The organism is Xanthomonas sp. CFBP 8152 (genome assembly GCF_014199025.1).
GTDB classification, from domain to species: Bacteria; Pseudomonadota; Gammaproteobacteria; order Xanthomonadales; family Xanthomonadaceae; genus Xanthomonas; species Xanthomonas arboricola_B.
Genome location: NZ_JACHNO010000001.1, coordinates 424,282 through 443,433 on the forward strand (window position 1 = coordinate 424,282; position 19,152 = coordinate 443,433).

The 19,152-nt window shown below is 66.4% G+C and carries 13 protein-coding genes and 1 other RNA gene; 6 read left to right on the plus strand and 8 right to left on the minus strand.

The window, feature by feature from the left end; translation table 11 throughout:
• Positions 1-157: 157 nt before the first annotated feature.
• Entirely contained in the window at positions 158-1,027 is an 870-nt protein-coding gene (locus FHT09_RS01890; RefSeq protein ID WP_104536274.1) for a hypothetical protein, read from the minus strand.
• A 201-nt stretch (positions 1,028-1,228) separates the two neighbouring features.
• The gene (gene grxD / locus FHT09_RS01895; protein ID WP_104605173.1) at positions 1,229-2,155 is read right to left on the minus strand and encodes a Grx4 family monothiol glutaredoxin; all 927 of its coding nucleotides are present in this window, start codon (positions 2,153-2,155) and stop codon (positions 1,229-1,231) included.
• 45 nt (positions 2,156-2,200) lie between these two features.
• Between grxD and FHT09_RS01900 the strand changes: the two genes are divergently transcribed.
• Both FHT09_RS01900 and FHT09_RS01905 read left to right on the plus strand, forming a co-directional pair.
• Complete coding sequence (locus FHT09_RS01900) at positions 2,201-2,992, plus strand: polysaccharide deacetylase family protein (RefSeq protein ID WP_181141240.1); 792 nt, start codon at positions 2,201-2,203, stop codon at positions 2,990-2,992.
• Between the two features lie 289 nt (positions 2,993-3,281).
• Positions 3,282-5,471, plus strand: coding sequence for a TonB-dependent siderophore receptor (locus FHT09_RS01905; protein ID WP_104605169.1), 2,190 nt, complete (start codon positions 3,282-3,284; stop codon positions 5,469-5,471).
• A 1,040-nt stretch (positions 5,472-6,511) separates the two neighbouring features.
• On the opposite strand, the gene FHT09_RS01910 is transcribed toward FHT09_RS01905, so the two are convergent.
• From FHT09_RS01910 to FHT09_RS01920, 3 genes are all read right to left on the minus strand, one after another.
• On the minus strand, positions 6,512-7,183 hold the full coding sequence (locus FHT09_RS01910) for a methyltransferase (RefSeq protein ID WP_104605167.1): 672 nt from the start codon (positions 7,181-7,183) through the stop codon (positions 6,512-6,514).
• A gap of 72 nt (positions 7,184-7,255) precedes the next feature.
• Complete coding sequence (locus FHT09_RS01915) at positions 7,256-7,933, minus strand: SGNH/GDSL hydrolase family protein (protein ID WP_104605165.1); 678 nt, start codon at positions 7,931-7,933, stop codon at positions 7,256-7,258.
• Positions 7,933-9,204 (minus strand): pyridoxal phosphate-dependent aminotransferase, encoded by a 1,272-nt coding sequence (locus tag FHT09_RS01920; RefSeq protein ID WP_104605163.1) that lies wholly within the window; start codon positions 9,202-9,204, stop codon positions 7,933-7,935. The genes FHT09_RS01915 and FHT09_RS01920 overlap by 1 nt, the downstream gene beginning before the upstream one ends.
• 153 nt (positions 9,205-9,357) lie before the next feature.
• On the opposite strand from FHT09_RS01920, the gene rsgA reads away from it, so the two are divergent.
• The 3 genes from rsgA (at position 9,358) to FHT09_RS01935 (ending at position 12,629) form a co-directional block, all read left to right on the plus strand.
• Entirely contained in the window at positions 9,358-10,449 is a 1,092-nt protein-coding gene (rsgA, locus tag FHT09_RS01925; protein ID WP_104605161.1) for a ribosome small subunit-dependent GTPase A, read from the plus strand.
• Positions 10,449-11,711, plus strand: a complete 1,263-nt coding sequence (locus tag FHT09_RS01930) for a flavohemoglobin expression-modulating QEGLA motif protein (protein WP_104536263.1) — start codon at positions 10,449-10,451, stop codon at positions 11,709-11,711. The genes rsgA and FHT09_RS01930 overlap by 1 nt, the downstream gene beginning before the upstream one ends.
• 237 nt (positions 11,712-11,948) lie before the next feature.
• Positions 11,949-12,629, plus strand: coding sequence for a type 1 glutamine amidotransferase domain-containing protein (locus FHT09_RS01935; RefSeq protein ID WP_104605159.1), 681 nt, complete (start codon positions 11,949-11,951; stop codon positions 12,627-12,629).
• Between the two features lie 66 nt (positions 12,630-12,695).
• On the opposite strand, the gene FHT09_RS01940 is transcribed toward FHT09_RS01935, so the two are convergent.
• The 3 genes from FHT09_RS01940 to FHT09_RS01950 all read right to left on the minus strand — a co-directional run bounded on the left by FHT09_RS01940 (position 12,696) and on the right by FHT09_RS01950 (position 17,512).
• A non-coding RNA gene (locus FHT09_RS01940) (sX9 sRNA) lies at positions 12,696-12,772 on the minus strand.
• A gap of 329 nt (positions 12,773-13,101) precedes the next feature.
• Positions 13,102-15,021: an amylosucrase gene (locus tag FHT09_RS01945; protein ID WP_104605157.1), complete on the minus strand. Its 1,920-nt coding sequence runs from the start codon at positions 15,019-15,021 to the stop codon at positions 13,102-13,104.
• Between the two features lie 34 nt (positions 15,022-15,055).
• A complete protein-coding gene (locus tag FHT09_RS01950) occupies positions 15,056-17,512 on the minus strand; it encodes a TonB-dependent receptor (RefSeq protein ID WP_181141239.1) in 2,457 nt (818 codons plus the stop codon).
• A gap of 267 nt (positions 17,513-17,779) precedes the next feature.
• On the opposite strand from FHT09_RS01950, the gene FHT09_RS01955 reads away from it, so the two are divergent.
• Positions 17,780-19,099 carry an MFS transporter gene (locus FHT09_RS01955; RefSeq protein WP_104605153.1) on the plus strand — a complete coding sequence of 440 codons (1,320 nt, stop codon included), beginning with the start codon at positions 17,780-17,782 and terminating at the stop codon, positions 19,097-19,099.
• Positions 19,100-19,152 lie beyond the last annotated feature (53 nt).

Below are 19,152 nucleotides of genomic sequence, written 5' to 3' on the forward strand. Positions count from 1 at the left end.
TGATCGACATCATGCAGGTGCGCAACTGCATCAATGGCCCCGCACCGGCGATGTGTGGATCGCTTGCGCGGCGACGAGCCGCGCTGTTCTGGATCCCGCCCGTGGTGCAACGCAACGCCGATACCGATGCGCGCATCGGCCATCGCGCTGCGACCGATCAACAGCCGCCCATCAAGCCTTCCGAGCGCCAGTTCGCGCCCTCGCCGAGCAGCAGATAGAAGCCGTAGCTCTCGTAGCCGCTTTCCGACAGCACGAAGTCGAGTGTGCCGTTGCCGTCGATATCACCGAACTGCAGCAGATGCGTGCGCAAAGGCAGGTCTTCGCAATCGTCACAGCCGCTGGCCGCGCTGCCCTTGCGGAACTGCCAGCGGCTGCCGTCGTGTTCGAGGATGGCAAGCACGACGAGGACGCCGGTCGGGTTGTCCGGGTTGCCGGTGCTGGTCGGGTGATTGGAGGTCAGCACGGCCACACGGCGCTGCGGCTGCCGGGTATCGGTAAAGATCTGCAGCGCCGCCAGATCCCGCGCACGATCGGCCGTGAATGCCGTCAATGCCTGGGCCAGCGCCGCAGGCTTGACGCGCTTGCGCAGCTGCGCGGTTTCGCCGACCTGTCGCAACAGCTCGGCCTGTTCGGCAGCTGTGGCGTCACGGCTTGCAAAGCGCTTGCCGGGATTGAGATCCACCGTCGATAGCAGCGGCGAACTGGACAGCGTGCTCGTGCCCTTCAAACGCAGTTTTGCCGTGCCGCCGCACATGCTGTTGTCGTCGACGCTCAGCGACGCAAGCCGCACGGTGCCGGTGGGCACGCCCGCATTGAAGACCTGCAGCGGTTGGCTCAGCAGCGACCTGGGCATGCTGGACTCCTTCGCTACGCCGCTGCCCAGCCACACCGGAATGTATTCCAGCGGGTCTTCGGTCGGCTGGCTGTCGTAGGTCTGTACCAGCATGACCGCACGTGCAGGTTCGGCAGCCTGTGCGGCCAGCGGCAACAGCGCGGCCAGTGCAAGACAGAGCAGGTGAGTGTGCATTGCAGCGAAGTCCTTGTGCGTGTCGATCCATGAAGAAACGGACGCTCCGTGGAGCGCCCGTTTCGGGTGTGCAATGTAGCAAACGCGGCTTGAAACCTGGCGGGTGGTTCCAGCGGACCGTTATCCGTGCCGATGGCGCAGGAACCGCAGTGCCTGCGCGCCGGAGATAGATCCCGATACCGGCCGCACCGCCTGTCTTGCTCAGTACTTGGCTACGCCGTTGTCCACCTCGTCCGACCATGCGTCGATGCCGCCGGTGACGTTGTGGACGTTGCTGAAACCCAGGCTGCGGAAGTGCTCGGCCGCCTGCAGGCTGCGCCCGCCACGGTGGCACAGGAACGCCAGCGGGGTGTCCTTGGGCAACTGCTCGATGGCGGCGCGCTCATGCGCATCCAGCGTACGGAACGGCGCGGCAACGCTGGCCAGGGCACGTTCGTCGGCCGGGCGCACGTCCACCAGGGTCAGCGTACCGGCCTTGAGGCGGTCGTCGGCATCGCGCACCGACAACTCCTGTACCGGCTTGGGCGCGTTGGGGTTGTCGATGGCCAGGCCCCGGCCGCGGATGTCGTCCACCCAGTCGATGGTGATGCCGTCGGCGCGGCGGGCGCTGGCCAGGTCGAACTGCACGCGCAGGCCGTTGGACTCGGCCGCGATGGCGTTCGGGTTGGTCGGTGCCAGCTGGAAGTTCGGCTGGAAGTCGGCATCGATGGCCAGCGTCAGCGAGGCATCCGGCGCATCGGCCAGCGCGCCCTTGAGCATCTCGACCGCGGCCGGGGTGATGGTGATCCTGGGCGGAGTCCGGTCTGGCGCCTGCAGGCCGAGCATGCTGCTCAATTCGCCGCTGTCTGCCATCTGCACGATGATGTCGCTGCCGCCGATCAACTCGCCGTCCACATACAGCTGGGGAATGGTCGGCCAGTCGCCGTAGGCCTTGATGCCCTCGCGGATCTCCTGGTCGGCGAGCACGTTGACGTGGGCATAGTCGATGCCAAGACCGTCCAGCACGCCGACCGCCTTGGCCGAAAAGCCGCACTGCGGCATGCCGGGCTGGCCTTTCATGAAGAGCACCACGCGGCTGGATTGCAGCAGCGTATCGATGCGGGAACGCAGGGCGGGATCGAGGGACATGGCAGCGCTTCGGTCAGATCGTGGAGTCCGGGCATTCTACGCTGCATGGCATCATGCGGCATGACCACGCTTCAAACGCTGTATCGCATCCCCTCGCACCCGTACCGCTGGATAGGCCTGCTGGCCCTGTCGCAGGCAGCGGTGGCGCTGCTGTGGTGGCATCTGGGCTGGGTATGGGGTGTGCCTGCGTTGCTGATGTCGCATGCCTTGTTCGTGGTGCCGGTGTTCCTGCCGCGCGCGCGCCTGTATGGCCCGGTGCTGGCGCGTCTGCCGGGCCGCGCCCCGCAGGTGTGGCTGACCATCGACGATGGCCCCTCCGACGACACCCCGGCGATGCTGGATCTGCTGGACGCCTTCGATGCCAAGGCCACCTTCTTCGTGGTCGGCGCACGCGCCGAGCAGCGGCCTGAACTGGTGCGCGAGATGGTGCGGCGCGGGCATAGCATCGGCAATCACAGCCATACCCATCCGCAGGCCTGGTTCTGGGCGCTGGGACCGCATCGCATGGCGCAGGAAATCGGCCAGGCACAGCGCGTGCTGGCCACCATCACCGGGCAGGCGCCGCGGCTGTACCGCTCGGTGGTGGGCATGACCAACCCCTTCGTCGCTTCGCCGCTGCGTGCGCACGGGCTGACCCGCGTGGCCTGGAGCGCGCGCGGTTTCGACGGGGTGCGTTGCGAGCCGGAGGCCACCGTGGCCCGCATCGTGCGCGACCTGAATCCCGGCGCCATTGTGCTGCTGCACGAAGGCGCCGCGCACGGCCACAACCTCACCATCCTGCGTGGCGTGCTGGAGGCAATGCATGCGCGCGGCCTGGCGGGGCGGCGTCCGCTCTGAGGTCCTGCGCACAGCGCGGCCGACGGCGTGGAACCAGGTCGTGCGTTGCCGGATCCATCGTCCTTGTCGGTGGGAATGCTTCGCTGCGACGCGTCGTTTTCCGTTGATCGGACTGCACGCAGCGATCAGCGCTTGGCGCAACGTCGATCCGCGCATGTATTGACAGCGATTTAACGCGGATCGAACATGCGCCCCCAGCCAGCAAACGGTGCGCGCCTTCCGACGGCGCTGCCGGCGCCAGCCTCAATCGCCGTCATCGACGGCCATACTCGCTCTTGAGGCTGACCCCATGTCCCATCGCACCGTCCCTGCGCGCGCGCTCACGCGTGCGGATCTCCGTTCGCCGCAGCGGCCGCTGGCGTACTCCCTGCTGGCGCTGGCCTGCGCGTGGCCGTTGGCGGCTGCGGCGCAATCGAACACACGCGATCCGGTCGATCTGGACCGCCTGCAGATCGAGGCGCACCGCGGCGCCGCAACCGAAGGCAGCGACTCCTACACCGCCGATGTCGCGCGCAGTTCGACCAAGCTGGAGCTGTCGCTGCGCGAGACGCCGCAGTCGGTGGTGGTGGTGACCCGACAGCAGATCGTCGACCGCAACCTGCAATCGCTGCAGGACGTCACCGACACCGTGGCCGGCTTCAACTCGCCCACCTGGGACACCGAGCGCACTTACATCAACGCGCGCGGCTTCGAAGTGGACTACTACCGCATCGACGGCATTCCCACCGACTACACCGGCGATGTGCAGCAGAACATGGCGATCTACGACCGGGTGGAAATCATCCGCGGCGCCAACGGCCTGACCACCGGGGCGGGCAGCCCGGCCGCGTCGATCGACCTGGTGCGCAAACATGCCGACAGCGATGTGTTCACCGGTCGGGTCGATCTGTCGGCAGGGCGTTGGGATCGCTACCGCGGCACCGTCGACCTGCAATCGCCCTTGAACGCGGCCGGCAACGTGCGTGGACGGGTGGTTGCCAGTTACGAGGACAAGCAGTCGTTCCGCGATTACTACAGCAAGCAATCGTCGCTGTTCTACGGCATCGTCGATGCGGATTTCAGCGATGCCACGCGCGGCTACATCGGCGTCAACAAGCAGCGCAACGACGGCCGCGGCACTACCTGGGGCGGGGTGCCGGCGTACTTCAGCGACGGCAGCCGCACCGATTTTGCACGCTCGGATTCGTTCACGCCGCGCTGGGCGCGCGGTGTGGCAGACACCACCAATGCGTTCGCCGGCCTGACCCATCGCTTCGACAACGGTGCGCAGCTGCACGTGGAGTACTCGCATCAGCGGTTCGAAGCCGATTGGAAGTCGGTGCTGTTCGGCTATCTCGATTACCCGGACCGCGAGACCGGCCTGGGCCTTGCCAGCAATTTTGGCGGGCGCTATCCCGCACTCACTGCGCAAAACAGCCTGGATGCCTACCTCAGCGTGCCGCTGACCTGGTGGGGCCGCAACCACGAACTGGTTGCCGGGGCCACCTGGATGAACCGCAACGTGCGCAGTTGGTCCAACGGGCCGCAGCCGCCGCAGATACTGGCGGCCGAAAGCGTCTACGCCTGGACCGGCAGCATGGCGCAGCCGCAATGGACGCCGCTGGTAAAGGGCGAAGAACGCGACGTGCGCCAGGTGGCCGCCTACGCTGCCGGTCGTTTCAGCCTGACCGACGCGCTCACGGCCATCGTCGGCGCACGCGTCACCGACTGGAAAAACACCGATCAGCTGGTGCCGGCCAACACCTACGAGCGCCGTGGCCGCACCACGCCGTACGCCGGCCTGATCCTGGACGTGGACGACCACCATTCGCTCTACGCCAGCTACACCGGCATCTTCAAGCCGCAAAACAATCGCGACCGCAGCGGGCGCTATCTCGCCCCGCTGGAGGGCAACAGCTACGAGGTCGGCGCCAAGGGCGAATACCTCGGTGGCCAGCTCAACGCGGCGCTGGCGTTGTTCCGTATCGAGCAGGACAACCTGGCGGTCAACGACCCCGGACAATTGGTGCCCGGCACCACCAATCAGGCCTTCCTGGCGGCGAAGGGCACGGTCAGCCAGGGCGTGGAGTTCCAGCTCGACGGGCAGCTGTCCGAGCAGTGGCGGATCGCGTTCGGCTTCGCCCAATTCGATGCCAACGATGCCAGCGGCGTCGACGTCAATCCGACCAGCCCGCGTCGCGAGGCCACCCTGTTCACCAGTTGGCAGACCGGCCCATGGCGCGTGGGCGGTGGCCTGAGCTGGCAGTCGGCCATCCACGAATTGATGTCCGGGCCACAGGGCAGCACGCAGCGGCTGACCCAGGGCAGCGTTGTGCTGGCCAACGCGATGGCGCGCTACGACATCAACCAGGCATGGTCGGCACAGCTCAACGTGCGCAATCTGTTCGACCGCAAGTACTACGCCAACATCGTCTATCAAAGCCAGTTGATCTACGGCGATCCGCGCGATGTGGAGCTGACGCTGTCCTGGAAGTTCTGACCTTGCTCAAGACGACAGGCTTTGGCGGTATCGATGCCGCCAAAGGTCATGCGACGGTGGGCTAACCAAGTCTTTGCCTGCATTCAAACGGCGCGGCGACTCAATGACTTGGTTGTCCCGAAGTGATTGGTAAGCGCGGATGGATCAGTTGTAGAGCGGCTGCTCTGCGACTTCGCTGCAGGGCCCTTGCCCGCCCACCATCGCAGGACACGCCGCAAGTACGTCCGTGTAGGCGCTTACGCGGCATCCATGCCGCGTAAGGTCCCGCGACGGTGGGCAGCCAAGGACCCGTCGAGATGGTCGGTGTGCATGGCTCAGTAAAACAATCAGCACACTGTCTGGTGCGGTGTCCTCGCCGATTGCGGGACCGTGTGGCGGCATGGATGCCGCCACCGAGCCCCCAGGGACGGGTTCACGGCGTGTCCCGCGAGCGGTGAGGGCACCGCGCACTCGGCGAACCAGGCCTTTGCCTGCATCTGGACAAAGCGGCGGCTCGATGAGTTGGTTGTCCCGAAGTGATTGGTCAGCGCGGATGGATCAGTTGTAGAGCGGCTGCTCTGCGACTTCGCTGCAGTGCCCTTGCCCGCTCACCCTCGCGGGACACGCCGCAAGTACCTCCGTGTAGGCTCTTACGCGGCATCCATGCCGCGTAAGGTCCCGCGACGGTGAGCGGGCAAGGACCCGTCGAGATGGTCGGTGTGCATGGCTTTCAACAAAGCAACCTACAAACTCTCTGGCGCGGTGCCCTTACCGATTGCGGGACCGTGTGGCGGCAAGGATGCCGCCACCGAGCCTCCACGGACGGATTCACGGCGTGTCCCGCGAGCGGTAAGGGCACCGCGCACTCGGCGAACCAGGCCTTTGCCTGCATCTAGACAAAGCGGCGGCTCGATGAGTTGGTCGCCCCGAAGTGATTGGTCAGCGCGGATGGATCAGTTGTAGAGCGGCTGCTCTGCGACTTCGCTGCAGGGCCCTTGCCCGCTCACCCTCGCAGGACACGCCGCAAGTACGTCCGCGAGCCAGGCACGTTGTGCACGGCCTCAGCGCGGCTCGGCCACGATCAACCAGTTGTTGAAGGGCGTGTTGCCATACAACGGGGCAAATGTCGCGCGCAGACCGGCAGCGTCCAGCTGCGCTTGCAGGCTGTCGCGGGTGGGATAGCTGCGCGGCATGCGCTGCATCCAGCCGCTCAGATGCGCCAGCACGTCGGTCACGCGGCTGGTGCGGCCACGGCTGCTGGCATCGCCCAATGCGCTGCGGATCACCAGCTTCGCGCCCGGCGTCAGCATCTGCGCCACGCTGCGCAGCAGGCTGGCCTGCATGTCGGCCTGCAGATACTGCAGCACGTCCAGAATGGTCACGCTGCCGCGGTGTTGCGGCCAGGCCACGCTCAGATCGACCACGGCGAACTGCGTATTGCCCAACGCCGAGCGTTGCGCGATGTGTTGCGCGCGGCGGATTTTGGACGCGTCCACATCCACCCCGTGATACGTCAATGCCTGGCCATCGGCACGCAATGCATGCGCGAGCAGGCCCAGCCCGCAGCCCAGATCCAGCACGGGCGCGGTGGTGCTGCGCAACTCGGCCAGCACGCCCGGATACAGCGGGTCGGTGCGCAGCTTGGCCTGGGTGTAGTAGTAGTCGTAGCGATTGCCCAGCGGATGCGGCGGCAAAAACGCGCGCGCGATCGCCAGCGCCTGCGCGCGGCTCATGGGTTGGGTGGCGGTGCTGTGCAATGTCGTTCCTTGGCAATGAGGCTTGGTGCGCGGCTGGCTTGGGGCCTGCTAACGCGATTGGGGCTGCCCACGCGTGGCGTGGTCTATCCCGATCGCGTTGGCAGCCGCTATCGCATCGCGCGCCGCTGGCAGTGCCAATGCGGTCCAGCGCGCATACATGGCACCGGAGGGATGCAGGCCATCGTCGACCAGCATGTCGGCAGCGTCGCCGCCATCGCGGCTGGTGGCGGCGATGTCGACAAAGCGCACCGAGCGCGCGGCGCAGCGTTCGGCGGCTACGCTGTTGAAGGCATCGATCTGTGCGCCAATCAGTGCCGCATCGCCGCCTTGCGCATGCGCAAACGGGGTCAGCCCCCAATCGGGAATCGACAGCACGAACACGCGTGCCGCAAGCCCGCCGGCGAACCCGATCGCACGCTGCAGCAACGCATCGAACTGGCTGCGGTACGCGTCCAGCGAACGCCCGCGGTATTGGTTGTTGACACCGATCAGCAGGCTCACCAGCTCGAACGGCCCCTGCGGCGCGGCGGCATCCAGACCGGCCTGCAGCTCGTCGGTGGTCCAGCCGGTGGTGGCGATGATCTGCGGCGGCGCCACGTTCCAGCCGTAGCCACGCAAACCGTCGACCAGTTGCACCGGCCAGCGCTGCTCGGGGGCAACGCCTTCGCCGATGGTGTAGGAATCGCCGAGCGCTAGATAGCGCAGCGGCGTGCCGGCCGCCGCCATCACGCCACGCTGCGCGACTTGAGCGGCACGACCTTGGTGACCGCCTCGGCGCGGCGCGCCAGGGCACGGTCGATGCGTGCGAACACATCGCGCATCACCGGCGCTTCCGGCATCAGGGTCACGCGGAAGTGGTGGCGGTAGGGCACGTTGAAGCTGGAACCCGGCACCACTAGCACGCCTTCGGCGTTCATCAGGTCGAGCGCGAATTCGTGATCGTCGAAGTTGCGCGCGGCCGGGCCGACCACCGCCGGGAACGCATACAGCGCACCGGCCGGCGCCACCAGCGACAGGTGCTCGCTGGCCGCGCAGGCCTCGATCACCGCACGGCGGGTTTCGTACAGGCGGCCACCCGGCGCGCACAGCGCCGAGATGGTGTCCGGCCCGTTGACTGCCGCGTCGATGGCGTACTGGCCCGGCACGTTGGCGCACAGGCGCAAGGCGCCGAGCAGGTCCATCGCGTTGCGCAGGTCGTTGATGCGCGACTGCTCGCCCGACAGCAGCGCCCAGCCGACGCGCCAGCCGCAGGCGCGGTGCACCTTGCTCAGGCCGCCGAAGGTGATGCACGGATGCGCACCGGCTAGCGGCGCCACCGGCACGAAGGCGGCGGCGTCGTAGAGCACCTGGTCGTAGATCTCATCGACCATCAGCAGCAGGTTGTGCTTGCTGGCGATGGCCACGATGCGCTCCAGCAGTTCGCGCGAATAACTGGCGCCGCTGGGATTGTTCGGATTGATCAGCACGATGGCGCGGGTGCGCGAGGACACCAGCGTCTCGATTTCCACCGGGTCCGGCTGGAAGCCGTTTTCCGGCGCGCAGCGGTAATACACCGGGCGGCCATCGTTGAGGATGGTGGCGGCCGACCACAGCGGATAGTCGGGCGAGGGCACCAGCACTTCGTCGCCGGGATTGAGCAGCGCACGCAGCGACAGGTCGATCAGCTCGCTGACGCCGTTGCCGACGAAGATGCGGTCCGGATGCGCATCCGGATGCTGGCGCCGCGCATACGCGGTGGCAATCGCCTCGCGCGCTTCCGGCAGGCCTTGCTGATGGGTGTACGGATCGGTGCGGCCCATGTCGTCGGCGATCGCGCGCTGCAGATGCTCCGGCGCACGAAACCCGAATGCGCCCGGGTTACCGATATTGAGCTTGATCAGCTTGCGGCCCTGCGCCTCCAGTTCCCGCGCTCGTCGCGCCAGCTCGCCCCGGATTTCGTAGCGGACTTCGGACAGACGCTCGCGGATGGCGAGCGGCTTTTGCGGGGCAGTGGACATGCGACGGGCCGGTTGTAGGCGTGAGGCTTGGCATGGTAGCGGAAATAGGACAGGCGGACATGCTTGCATCGGCAACGATGTCAAGGGGCGCTTCAGTCCAGGCGCAGGGCCCGATTGCACAAGCCGCTGCGGCCAGCCAGCTAGAATCGCCCCATGAGCAACGCGCCCCCCGATTACCCCACCCTCCAATCCATTGGCTGGCCATGGCCTGGCCCTGCCGAGGATCCGGCCTGGCAGGCGCTCTTCGCTGCGCATCCGCAGGCGCTGCCGGCGCGGGTGGTGCAGCAGCACCGCACCGGCTATGTAGTGGCCGATACGCCGGAGGCCGGTCTCAAGGCCGAGTCGTTGCCGGAGTGGCAGCGGCCGCGGTTTCCCAGCCACGAGCGGGCGTCGGTGGGCGATTGGGTGCTGATGGAGGGCAAGCGCATCGTGGCCTTGCTGCCGCGGCGCACCTCGATCAAGCGCGGCGCGGCCGGCGAGCATTACCACCAGCAGGTGATCGCGGCCAACATCGATACGGTGTTCATCGTGTGCGGGCTGGATGCGGACTTCAATCCGCGCCGCATCGAGCGCTATCTGCTGCTGGTCGGCGGCGGCGGTGCCGAGCCGGTGGTGGTGCTGACCAAGGCCGATCAGACCGAATACGCCGAGGACGCATTGGCGGTGCTGGAGGAACTGGAAGCGCAGAACATCCCGCTGCGCGCAGTCAATGCCAAGGATCCGCACAGCGTGGCAGCGTTGCGGCCGTGGCTGGGCGATGGCCGCACCGCAGTGCTGGTGGGCTCGTCGGGCGCGGGCAAGTCGACGCTGACCAATACCTTGCTCGGGTCGCAGAAGATGAAGACCAATGCGGTGCGCGAGAACGATTCGCGTGGCCGGCATACCACCACCCACCGTGCGCTGATTCCGTTGCCGTCCGGTGCCTGCCTGATCGATACGCCCGGCATGCGCGAGCTCAAGCCCACCGGCGAAGAGGATCTGGCCGAGGGCGGCTTCTCGGATGTGGAAGCGCTGGCGGCGCAGTGCCGCTTCAACGATTGCGCGCATATCGCCGAGCCAGGCTGCGCGGTGCGTGCGGCGATCGAGGCCGATACGCTGGATCCGGAGCGGGTAGCCAATTACATGAAGCTGCGCGTGGAAGTGGCCGCAGCGGCCGAAAAGCTCGCCACACGCCTGGCTCAGAACAACCGGGGCAAGGGATCGGGCCGGCGGCCTGCCAGCGTCGACCGCAACGGACGCCGCTGATGCCATCGCGCAAGGGGCCGCCGGACATCGTCCATCATGCGGCGCTGGATGCGCGCCTGGTCAAGGCCGTGCGCGGCGTGCGCCTGCTCGCGCTGGCCAGCTGGCCGCGCTCGCTGCAGGAGCCGTTCCTGCAGAGCGTGGCGCGTGGCCAGCCGGAGCTGCCGCAGGTGGAGTATCCGGCACTGGATTTCGGCGATACCCGCCGCGAGCTGGCGGCCATTGCAAAAGCTGCCGATCCGCATCATCCGCTGGGCGCCTACCTGATCGACTCGACCCATAGCTGGGGCCTGGCCGCCGGCCTGCTGGAATCATTGGGCACCCCCGCAGTCAGCGATTACTCGGCGCAGCTGTTCGGCGTGCCCGACGACCCGATGCCGGGCAACGGCCCGAGCACGCGCGAGGCAGCGCGGCACTTCATCCAGATCGCGCAGGAACTGGACCGCGAACTGCTGGCGCCGGAAGAGCAGGTGCCGGTGTCGGCAACCGCCTTGCGCATGCAGTTGCAGAACGATCTGGACGCGTTCTTCGAAGGGCGCGTCATCACCGTCACCCTGGATCCGGATCTGCTCGCCAAGGCGGCGGCCGGCGCGCATCGCATCCGCCTGCGCAGCGGTGCCACCTTCAGCGATTACGACCGCGCGCAGTTGTTCCATCACGAGGCGCTGGTGCATTCGCTGACCGCACTCAACGGGCGCGCGCAGGTGCATCTGCCCAGCCTGGGCATTTCCTCGCCGCGGACCACCGCAACCCAGGAAGGCCTGGCGACGTTTGCCGAGCAGATCACCGGCAGCATCGATATCGAACGCATGAAGCGCATCAGCCTGCGTATCGAGGCGATCGCGATGGCGCGCTCGGGCGCGGACTTCATCGAGGTGTTCCGCTATTTCACCGCAGGCGGGCAGAGCGCGGCGGAGAGTTTTTCCTCGGCGCAGCGCGTATTCCGCGGCGTGCCGACCTCCGGCGGCGGCGCCTTCACCAAGGACACGGTGTACCTGCGCGGACTGGTGGCAGTGCACACCTTCTTCCGGCATGCGCTGCAGCGCGATCAGCTGCAGCTATGCCGTTACCTGTTCGCCGGCAAGATGGCACTGGGCGATGTGACGCGGCTTGCGCCCTTGTTCGACAGCGGCGTGCTGGTCGCCCCGCGCTGGCTACCACCGTGGGTGAGCCGGGTCAGCGGCCTGGCCGGCATGCTGGCGTTTTCATTGTTCGCCAATCGCATCCGCATGGATCAGCTGCAGCCACCGGCGATGAACGTCTGACCCTTGCCGGGCAACTTGCGCGCAGTTGCCGCGTAAACGCGGTGGCGCGGCGAAGCTGCCGCGGGCGTGGGTCGGGCAACACCGCGCAGCGCCTGACACGTGCCTAGCAGTGCATTGCTACCACTGCAAGGCGCTGAACCGTAAGCATCGTGCCGACGCGTTCTACACGATGCTGCAACGGGCTGCACCGGACACTGCTCGCCTTGCCCGAGATGGGCCATGACACGAGGCAATGCGATGAAGATCCTGATGGTACTCACTTCCCACGACCAACTCGGCGATACCGGCAAGAAGACCGGCTTCTGGCTGGAGGAATTCGCAGCGCCGTATTACGTGTTCAAGGATGCTGGTGTAGACATCACCCTGGTCTCGCCCAAGGGTGGCCAGCCGCCGCTGGACCCGAAGAGCGACGAGCCCGACGCACAGACCGAGGCCACCAAGCGCTTCAAGCAGGACACCGACGCGAAGCAGGCGCTGGCCAGCACGCAGCGCCTGGCGGACGTCAAGGCCGATGACTTCGATGCGGTATTCTACCCGGGTGGCCATGGTCCGTTGTGGGATCTGGCCGAAGACGCAGATTCGATCGCGCTGATCGAAGCATTCGCCGCGGCCAACAAGCCGCATGGCCTGGTGTGCCACGCACCGGGCGCGCTGCGCCGGGTCAAGGGCAGCGATGGCAAGCCGTTGGTCGACGGCCGCCGCGTCACCGGCTTCACTAATAGCGAAGAAGAGGGCGTAGGTCTGGCCAAGATCGTGCCGTTCCTGGTCGAGGACGTGCTGACCGAACTTGGCGGCCGCTACGAGAAGGGCGCCGACTGGGGCGTGCATGTGGTCACCGATGGCTTGCTGGTCACCGGCCAGAACCCGGCTTCCTCGGAGAAGGCTGCCGAGGCCTTGCTCGAGTTGTCGAAGCGCTGATTCTGCGGCCTTCGTGTGGGGCGGATGGACGGCCACCGGAAGACATCGTGACGTTTGATTCGGGGCGGCTAGCAAAACGGAGCGAGTAGTCGTCAGGTGCGGTGCGGACGTTGCGGAGCAACCGGCGTGTGCGAGTGGTACATGCCGGTGCCGAGCGGTGGCCGCACCTGTCTGACGGTGAGTGTAGTTTCTAGCGTCCTTCGTCGTACGCCTTCGGAATGTCGCAGCATCCGACAGCCCGACCCAGTCTCACGCTTGCAACCAGGCGCACCGACCATCCCGACTGGCACTTGTCCGTCTATCGTCGCGGGACCTTACGCGGCATGGATGCCGCGTAAGAGCCTACACGGACGTACTTGCGGCGTGTCCCGCGACGGTGGACGGGCAAAGGCCCTGCTGCCAGGCCGCAGATCGTCCGCATTAGCGCAGATCGTCTGCCCTGCAAGAGCGCTACAAAGCTGCACAAAATCGTTCAGGCAATACGCTCAAGCCAGCGCACTGCATACGCCGGCAGTACCAGCCGCATGTCATCGCCCAGCGATTCGGCAGCCGTCTCGCCGCCATCTGCCAACACCTTCCATCGGCCATCTCCGATCGCGGCAAGCGCCACCGTCAGCGGTTGGTCGCCGAAGTTGTGCACAGCCAAGAAACCATCGCCACGCGTCAATGCAAACAGGCGCGCATCGCCCAGCGCAACGCTACCAAGCGCCTGATCGGCAGCCAGTGCGGGCAGCGCAGCACGTTGCCGGATCAGTCCACGTAGCCGGCGATACACCGTGCCGCTCGGGCTGCTCGCATCCTCGCGCTGCGCCGCAAGCGGCCAATCCATCGCCGGGCGATGCAACCAGCGACCTTCGTGCCGACGCTGCGGATCGTCGCAGTAGCTGCCGTCGTTGGGCAGGGCGAGCTCGTCGCCCATGTAGATCAATGGCACGCCCGGCATCGCCAGCGCGATGGCATAGAGCAACACCAGCCGATCCACCGCCATGCTCAACGCCGCCGCATCGCCCGACGCCTGTGCGGCCTGAATCCCGGCCAGTGCCGCGGCCATGCCGTTGGTGCCGTGCACGCCGTCGCCACTGCTCTGGAAGCTCTCGCCACGCGCGTAACTGCCCGGCACCTCATTTGCAAAGAAGCGCGCGACATTGCGCAGCGCGAACGGCGGCTGCGCGGCATTGCCGGCGGCCTCGTGTTGCAGCACGTTCCAGCCGATGTCGTCGTGGCAGCGCACATAGCTCAGCCACGCGCAATTGGCCGGCAATGGCGGGCTATGTGCGATGACGTTGTGCAGGATGTCGCCGCGTTGCAGCGCCAGCGCCGACCAGCCGGCCGCCATCAGCGTGCTGTGATAGGCCAGGTGGCATTCGTGGCCCTGGTCCGCAGCGCTGCCGAAGTAGGGCGGCAATTGCGTCATCGGCACGATGGCTTCGGCCTTCATCACCACCGACGGCGCAACGATATCGGTGACCGCGCGCAGCGCCACCAGCAAGGTATGCGCCTCGGGTTGATTCATGCAGTCGGTGCCGGTGCGCTTCCACAGATACGCGGTGGAATCCAGGCGGAACGCTTCCACGCCCAGATTGGCCAGCTGCAGCATCGCCAGCGCCATCTCGCCGAACACCGCCGGGTTGCTCCAGTTCAGATCCCACTGATAGGGATAGAACGTGGTCCACATCCACTGGCCGGTGTCGTCCACCCAGGTGAAGTTGCCGGGTGCAGTGTGCGGAAAGACCTGTCCCAATGTGGCTTCGTACTGGTCGGGCAGGGTGCGATCGGCGAAGTGGTGGTAGTAATCGAGATAGCGCGCATCGCCGGCCCGCGCCGCCTGCGCCCAGGCGTGATCGTCGGCGGTATGGTTGAGCACGAAATCCGCGCACAGGCTGATGCCGGCTTCGCGCAGGCGCGTGGTCAGCGCGACGAGATCGTCGTTGCTGCCCAGGCCCGGTTCGACCTGGCCGTAATCGCTGACCGCAAAGCCGCCATCGTTATCGCCGGCGCGTGCCCGCAGAAACGGCAGCAGGTGCAGATAGCGCACGCCCAGTTCCTGCAGATACGGCACGCGTTCGGCCACGCCTTGCAGGGTGCCGGCAAAGCGGTCTACGTACGCGCTGTAGCCCAGCATGTGCTGCTCGCCGAACCAGCCGGGCTGGCGCGTGAGGTCCAGCTGTTGCAGCGCCTGCGGGCGCTGCTGGGCGTGGTTGCCCAACGCAGCCAGCCACTGCGTCAACCAGGACGCAGCGTCGGGGCGTGCGCCGTACAAGGCGTGCAACGCATCCAGCAGACGCGGTGCATGCCGGTCGAAGCGCGGCAGCAGCGCGCTCGCACGCTGGGCATCCAGGGGCGCGGCAAAGGCTGCGCGCAAAGCAGTGAAATCGGTGGGGGAGGTGCTCATTGGCAAGCGCCGGGACGAACCCGGCGAGGGGTCCTTAGAAGTCGTAACGCAGGCTGATGCTGGTGGTGCGGCCGGCAATCGAGCGTGCACGGATGATGCCGTTGGCCGGGATGCTGGCTTCCTCGGCCTCGGTCAGGCCGAAGGTGTTGAACAGGTTGTTGACGTTGAGCGCGACGGTGAGTGCGTCGGTCACGCGGTAGTCGCCGAACAGGTTCACCTGCGTGTAGCCCGGCATCTTCAGCTGATTGGAATCCTGGGTGTAGGCATCGGTGGTGCCGATCAAGTTGATGCCGAACTGGTAGCCGTCGCCGCGATAGCTGGGCGTTAACTGCCACACCACATCGGCCTGGCGACGCGGCACGTTGCCGGTGTTTTGCGGCGTGATCTGGTCCTTGGAAATCTCCGCATCGGTCCAGGTCAAGCCGCCGTTGACGGTGAAGCCTTCGTAGCGATAGCTGGCTTCCAGCTCCACGCCGTGCGCCTCGTAGCTGCGGTTGAAGAAGCGCTGGCTGGTGACTTCGAAATTCTGTTCCTCGGTGCGCGCCGAGAACGCGGTGGCGAACAGGCTCAGGCCGTCGCGGCGCCACTTCAGGCCGGCTTCGGCCTGGCGGACCACGTTGACGCCTTCATCGGAGGAGACCGAGCCGTCGTCGCGGATCACGCCGAACAGCAGGCGGTCGGCATTGGCGCGTGCGCCGCGGCTGATGCGCGCAAACGCGCCCAGGTCGTCGTTGATCAGGTAATTGCTGCCCAACGAATACGACAGGTAGTTCCAGTCGTAATCCACCGGCCGCGCGTTGGCGGTATCGACCGTGGCCACGCGCTGTTCCACCGGCTGGATCACGCCATCGCCGTTGACGTCCAGGTTCTGTGCGATCGCGGTGCCGGCATAGCTGCCGCGTGCATCGCCCATGTCGTAACGCAGGCTGCCGTCGATGCTGAACTTGCCGCTGTCGAAGGTCATTGCGACATAGGGCGCATTGACGTCGTAGCGCACGTCGTAGCTACGGGTGATGCAGCAATCACCCCAGAACGGGGTGCCGTACGCATACAAACCGTTTTGCGAACGCGACACGCCGCCGGCGTCGACCACGTTGAGCAGGCGCGAATCGCGGCCCAGGCTCTGCACGTAGGAGTTCCAGGTCCAGTCCATGTCGATGGTCTGGCGCGAGCTGTAATAGCCCATGCGCAGGTTGAGCGTGCGGCCGTCACCGCCGAACCCGCGCGAGACGCTGAGGTCGTTGGTGACGTTGCCCAGGTCGTTGATCGCCACGTTGAACAGATGCGTGCGGATCGCGTTGCCGGTGTAGGCCTGACCGGCGTCCGGGCCACTGGCCTGCACCAGTTGCGCACCGGCGCCACCGATGGATGCGGCGAGCGTGGCGGCATCGGTGACCTCGGCCGGGAATGGGCTGACGAAGCGGCCGCTGTTGTCGGCGATGCGGAACTTCTCGCTCAGATTCCAGCCGTTGCCCAGGTCGAACCAGGCCTCGGCGCCGATGGTGCGCGAGATCGGGTGCATGCCGTCGCCCAGGTCGGTGCGGCGCGGCTGGTTGTTGCCGTCCAGGCCGACATCGGTGCGGAAATTGCGGCTGTACAAGGTGTCGTTGCCCGGATCGAAACCGGCAAAGCCGCCCAGGTCCGGCGAGCCGTCGCGGCCACGCACGGAGGTCGGCACCGGCAGATAACCGGCGGCGCGATCGTTGAGGTATTTGCCGTAGACGCGCACATAACCATTCTCGAACAGCCGGGTCAGGTTGGCCTTGAGCTGGCCGCCCTTGTCGGTGGTGTAACCGGCATCGCGCACGCCATCGCCCTGGCGGAAGAAGCCGCCGATGTTGAACTGCCAGTTTTCCGCGAACGGCGCGCCGTAGTCGAAGTCCACGCGGGTGTTGTCGTAATCCAGGCCGCGGCTCACGCCGACGCTGCCGCCTGCGGTGTCGCCGGTCTTGCTGATGAAGTTGATGATGCCGCCGGGCGCATTGCTGGTGAACGTCGATGCCGAGCCGCCGCGGATGGCTTCGATGCGGTCCAGGGTGAAATCCGAGCGCAGGAAGATGTCCGAGTTGCCGAAGGCGATATCGCCGAACTCCATCACCGGCAGGCCGTCTTCCTGCAGCTGCAGGAACTTGGCGCCGCCGGAAGCGACCGGCAGGCCGCGCACGGCGATGTTGGCGTTGCCTTCGCCACCGCTGGATTCGGAGCGGATGCCGGGGATGTTGCGGAAGATTTCCGCAGTGCTGCGCGGCGCCGATTGTTCGATCGCCTCGGCGCCGACGGTGCTCACCGACACGCTGGACTTCAGCTTGGTGGTGGCGGTGGAGGTGCCGGTGACGAACACCGAATCCAGATTGACCGCGGCGCTGTCGGCGGCCGGCGGCGTGACGGGTGCGGCCGTGGTCGCGTCCTGCGCCAGCGCGGCAGGCGCACACAGGCAGGAGGCGACCGCGCAGGCCAGGGCATGCAGGCGCAGGGTGTGCAAGGTGGACATCGCGGTTCTCTCTCTCACGGATGGTGGTATGCCGACGCCTGCATCGTCCCCTCCCAGGGAGCGGCCGTGTGGCCTGCAGTGCGAGCGCAGTAATACGCCGCAATACAATCGATTGCAATCTTGCGATGCAGCATAATTTTCGGGTTCAAGAGCTGATGTAATTGCGCGCGAAAGCGTGCTGCAGCGCAGCGTTACAATCGATTGCAGAGGCGGCAGGGTACAGTGCGCTGCGGCCACTGGGAGCCGCACCGATGCCCAGGGCTTTGCATGTCGTCGACCGCCGCTCCGTTCTCCTTCGCGCGCATCCTGGCGCTCAACGCCGGCTTCTTCGGCGTGCAATACAGTTTCGGCCTGCAGCAGAGCAACATGAGCCCGATCTACAACTATCTGGGCGCCGATCACGCGAGCCTGCCGTACCTGTGGCTGGCCGGGCCGATCACCGGGCTGGTGCTGCAGCCGTTCGTCGGCGCGTGGAGCGACCGCTCGGTGACCCGTTGGGGCCGGCGCATGCCCTACATGGTGCTGGGCGCGCTGGTGTGCAGCCTGTGCCTGCTGGCGATGCCGTTCAGCACTGCGCTATGGATGGCGGTGTGCCTGCTGTGGATCCTGGATGCGGCCAACAACGTCGCGATGGAGCCTTACCGTGCGCTGGTCAGCGATGTGCTGGCGCCACCGCAGCGGCCGCTGGGCTACCTCACCCAAAGTGCGTTCACCGGGCTTGCGCAGACGCTGGCCTATCTCACCCCGCCGTTGCTGGTGTGGATGGGCATGAACCAGGACGCCGCCAATGCGCACCACATTCCCTACGTCACCATCGCCGCCTTCGTGATCGGTGCGGGGTTTTCTGCGGCCTCGATCCTGCTCACCGCGCGCAGCGTGCGCGAGCCGGCGCTTGCGCCGGCAGAGATCGCGCGGATGCGCCAGACCGGTGCCGGCCTGGGCGCCACAGTGCGCGAAATCCATGGTGCCCTGCGCGCGATGCCGCCGACCATGCGCCAGCTTGCGCCGGTCATGCTGTTCCAGTGGTACGCGATCTTCTGCTACTGGCAGTACATCGTGCTGTCGCTATCGACCAGCTTGTTCGGCACCACCGAAGCCGACTCGCATGGCTTCCGCCAGGCCGGCCTGGTCAATGGGCAGATCGGCGGGTTCTATAATTTCGTCGCGTTTATGGCCGCGTTTGCAATGGTGCCGGTGGTGCGCCGCTTCGGCCCGAAATACACGCATGCGGCCTGCCTGGTCGCGGCCGGGATCGGCATGTGGGTGTTGCCGGGCATCCAGGACCGCTGGCTGATGCTGCTGCCGATGATCGGCATCGGGCTGGCCTGGGCCAGCATGATGGGCAACCCGTATCTGATGCTGGCCGACAGCATTCCGCCCGAGCGCACCGGCGTGTACATGGGCCTGTTCAATCTGTTCATCGTGTTGCCGATGCTGATCCAGATCGTCACCTTGCCGCTGTACTACGAGTGGCTGTTGCACGGCGACCCGCGTAACGTGATCCGCCTGGCCGGCGCACTGATGTTGGCCGCCGCAGTGGCGATGCTATGCGTACGCGTCCGCAAGCCCAAGACAGCAGTGGTGTAGCCGCGACGCGTTACATCTGTGTCGCTGCGTACCGAAGCAACCGACCGCGACCA

Coding starts and splice junctions, on each gene's coding strand:
- FHT09_RS01910 (WP_104605167.1), bottom strand. CDS start 7,183: ATGAGCCGCGCGCAGGCGCTGGCGATCGCGCGCGCGTTTTTGCCGCCG.
- FHT09_RS01890 (WP_104536274.1), bottom strand. CDS start 1,027: ATGCACACTCACCTGCTCTGTCTTGCACTGGCCGCGCTGTTGCCGCTG.
- FHT09_RS01955 (WP_104605153.1), top strand. CDS start 17,780: ATGTCGTCGACCGCCGCTCCGTTCTCCTTCGCGCGCATCCTGGCGCTC.
- FHT09_RS01905 (WP_104605169.1), top strand. CDS start 3,282: ATGTCCCATCGCACCGTCCCTGCGCGCGCGCTCACGCGTGCGGATCTC.
- FHT09_RS01920 (WP_104605163.1), bottom strand. CDS start 9,204: ATGTCCACTGCCCCGCAAAAGCCGCTCGCCATCCGCGAGCGTCTGTCC.
- FHT09_RS01915 (WP_104605165.1), bottom strand. CDS start 7,933: ATGGCGGCGGCCGGCACGCCGCTGCGCTATCTAGCGCTCGGCGATTCC.
- FHT09_RS01935 (WP_104605159.1), top strand. CDS start 11,949: ATGAAGATCCTGATGGTACTCACTTCCCACGACCAACTCGGCGATACC.
- FHT09_RS01900 (WP_181141240.1), top strand. CDS start 2,201: ATGGCATCATGCGGCATGACCACGCTTCAAACGCTGTATCGCATCCCC.
- grxD (WP_104605173.1), bottom strand. CDS start 2,155: ATGTCCCTCGATCCCGCCCTGCGTTCCCGCATCGATACGCTGCTGCAA.
- FHT09_RS01950 (WP_181141239.1), bottom strand. CDS start 17,512: ATGTCCACCTTGCACACCCTGCGCCTGCATGCCCTGGCCTGCGCGGTC.
- FHT09_RS01930 (WP_104536263.1), top strand. CDS start 10,449: ATGCCATCGCGCAAGGGGCCGCCGGACATCGTCCATCATGCGGCGCTG.
- FHT09_RS01945 (WP_104605157.1), bottom strand. CDS start 15,021: ATGAGCACCTCCCCCACCGATTTCACTGCTTTGCGCGCAGCCTTTGCC.
- rsgA (WP_104605161.1), top strand. CDS start 9,358: ATGAGCAACGCGCCCCCCGATTACCCCACCCTCCAATCCATTGGCTGG.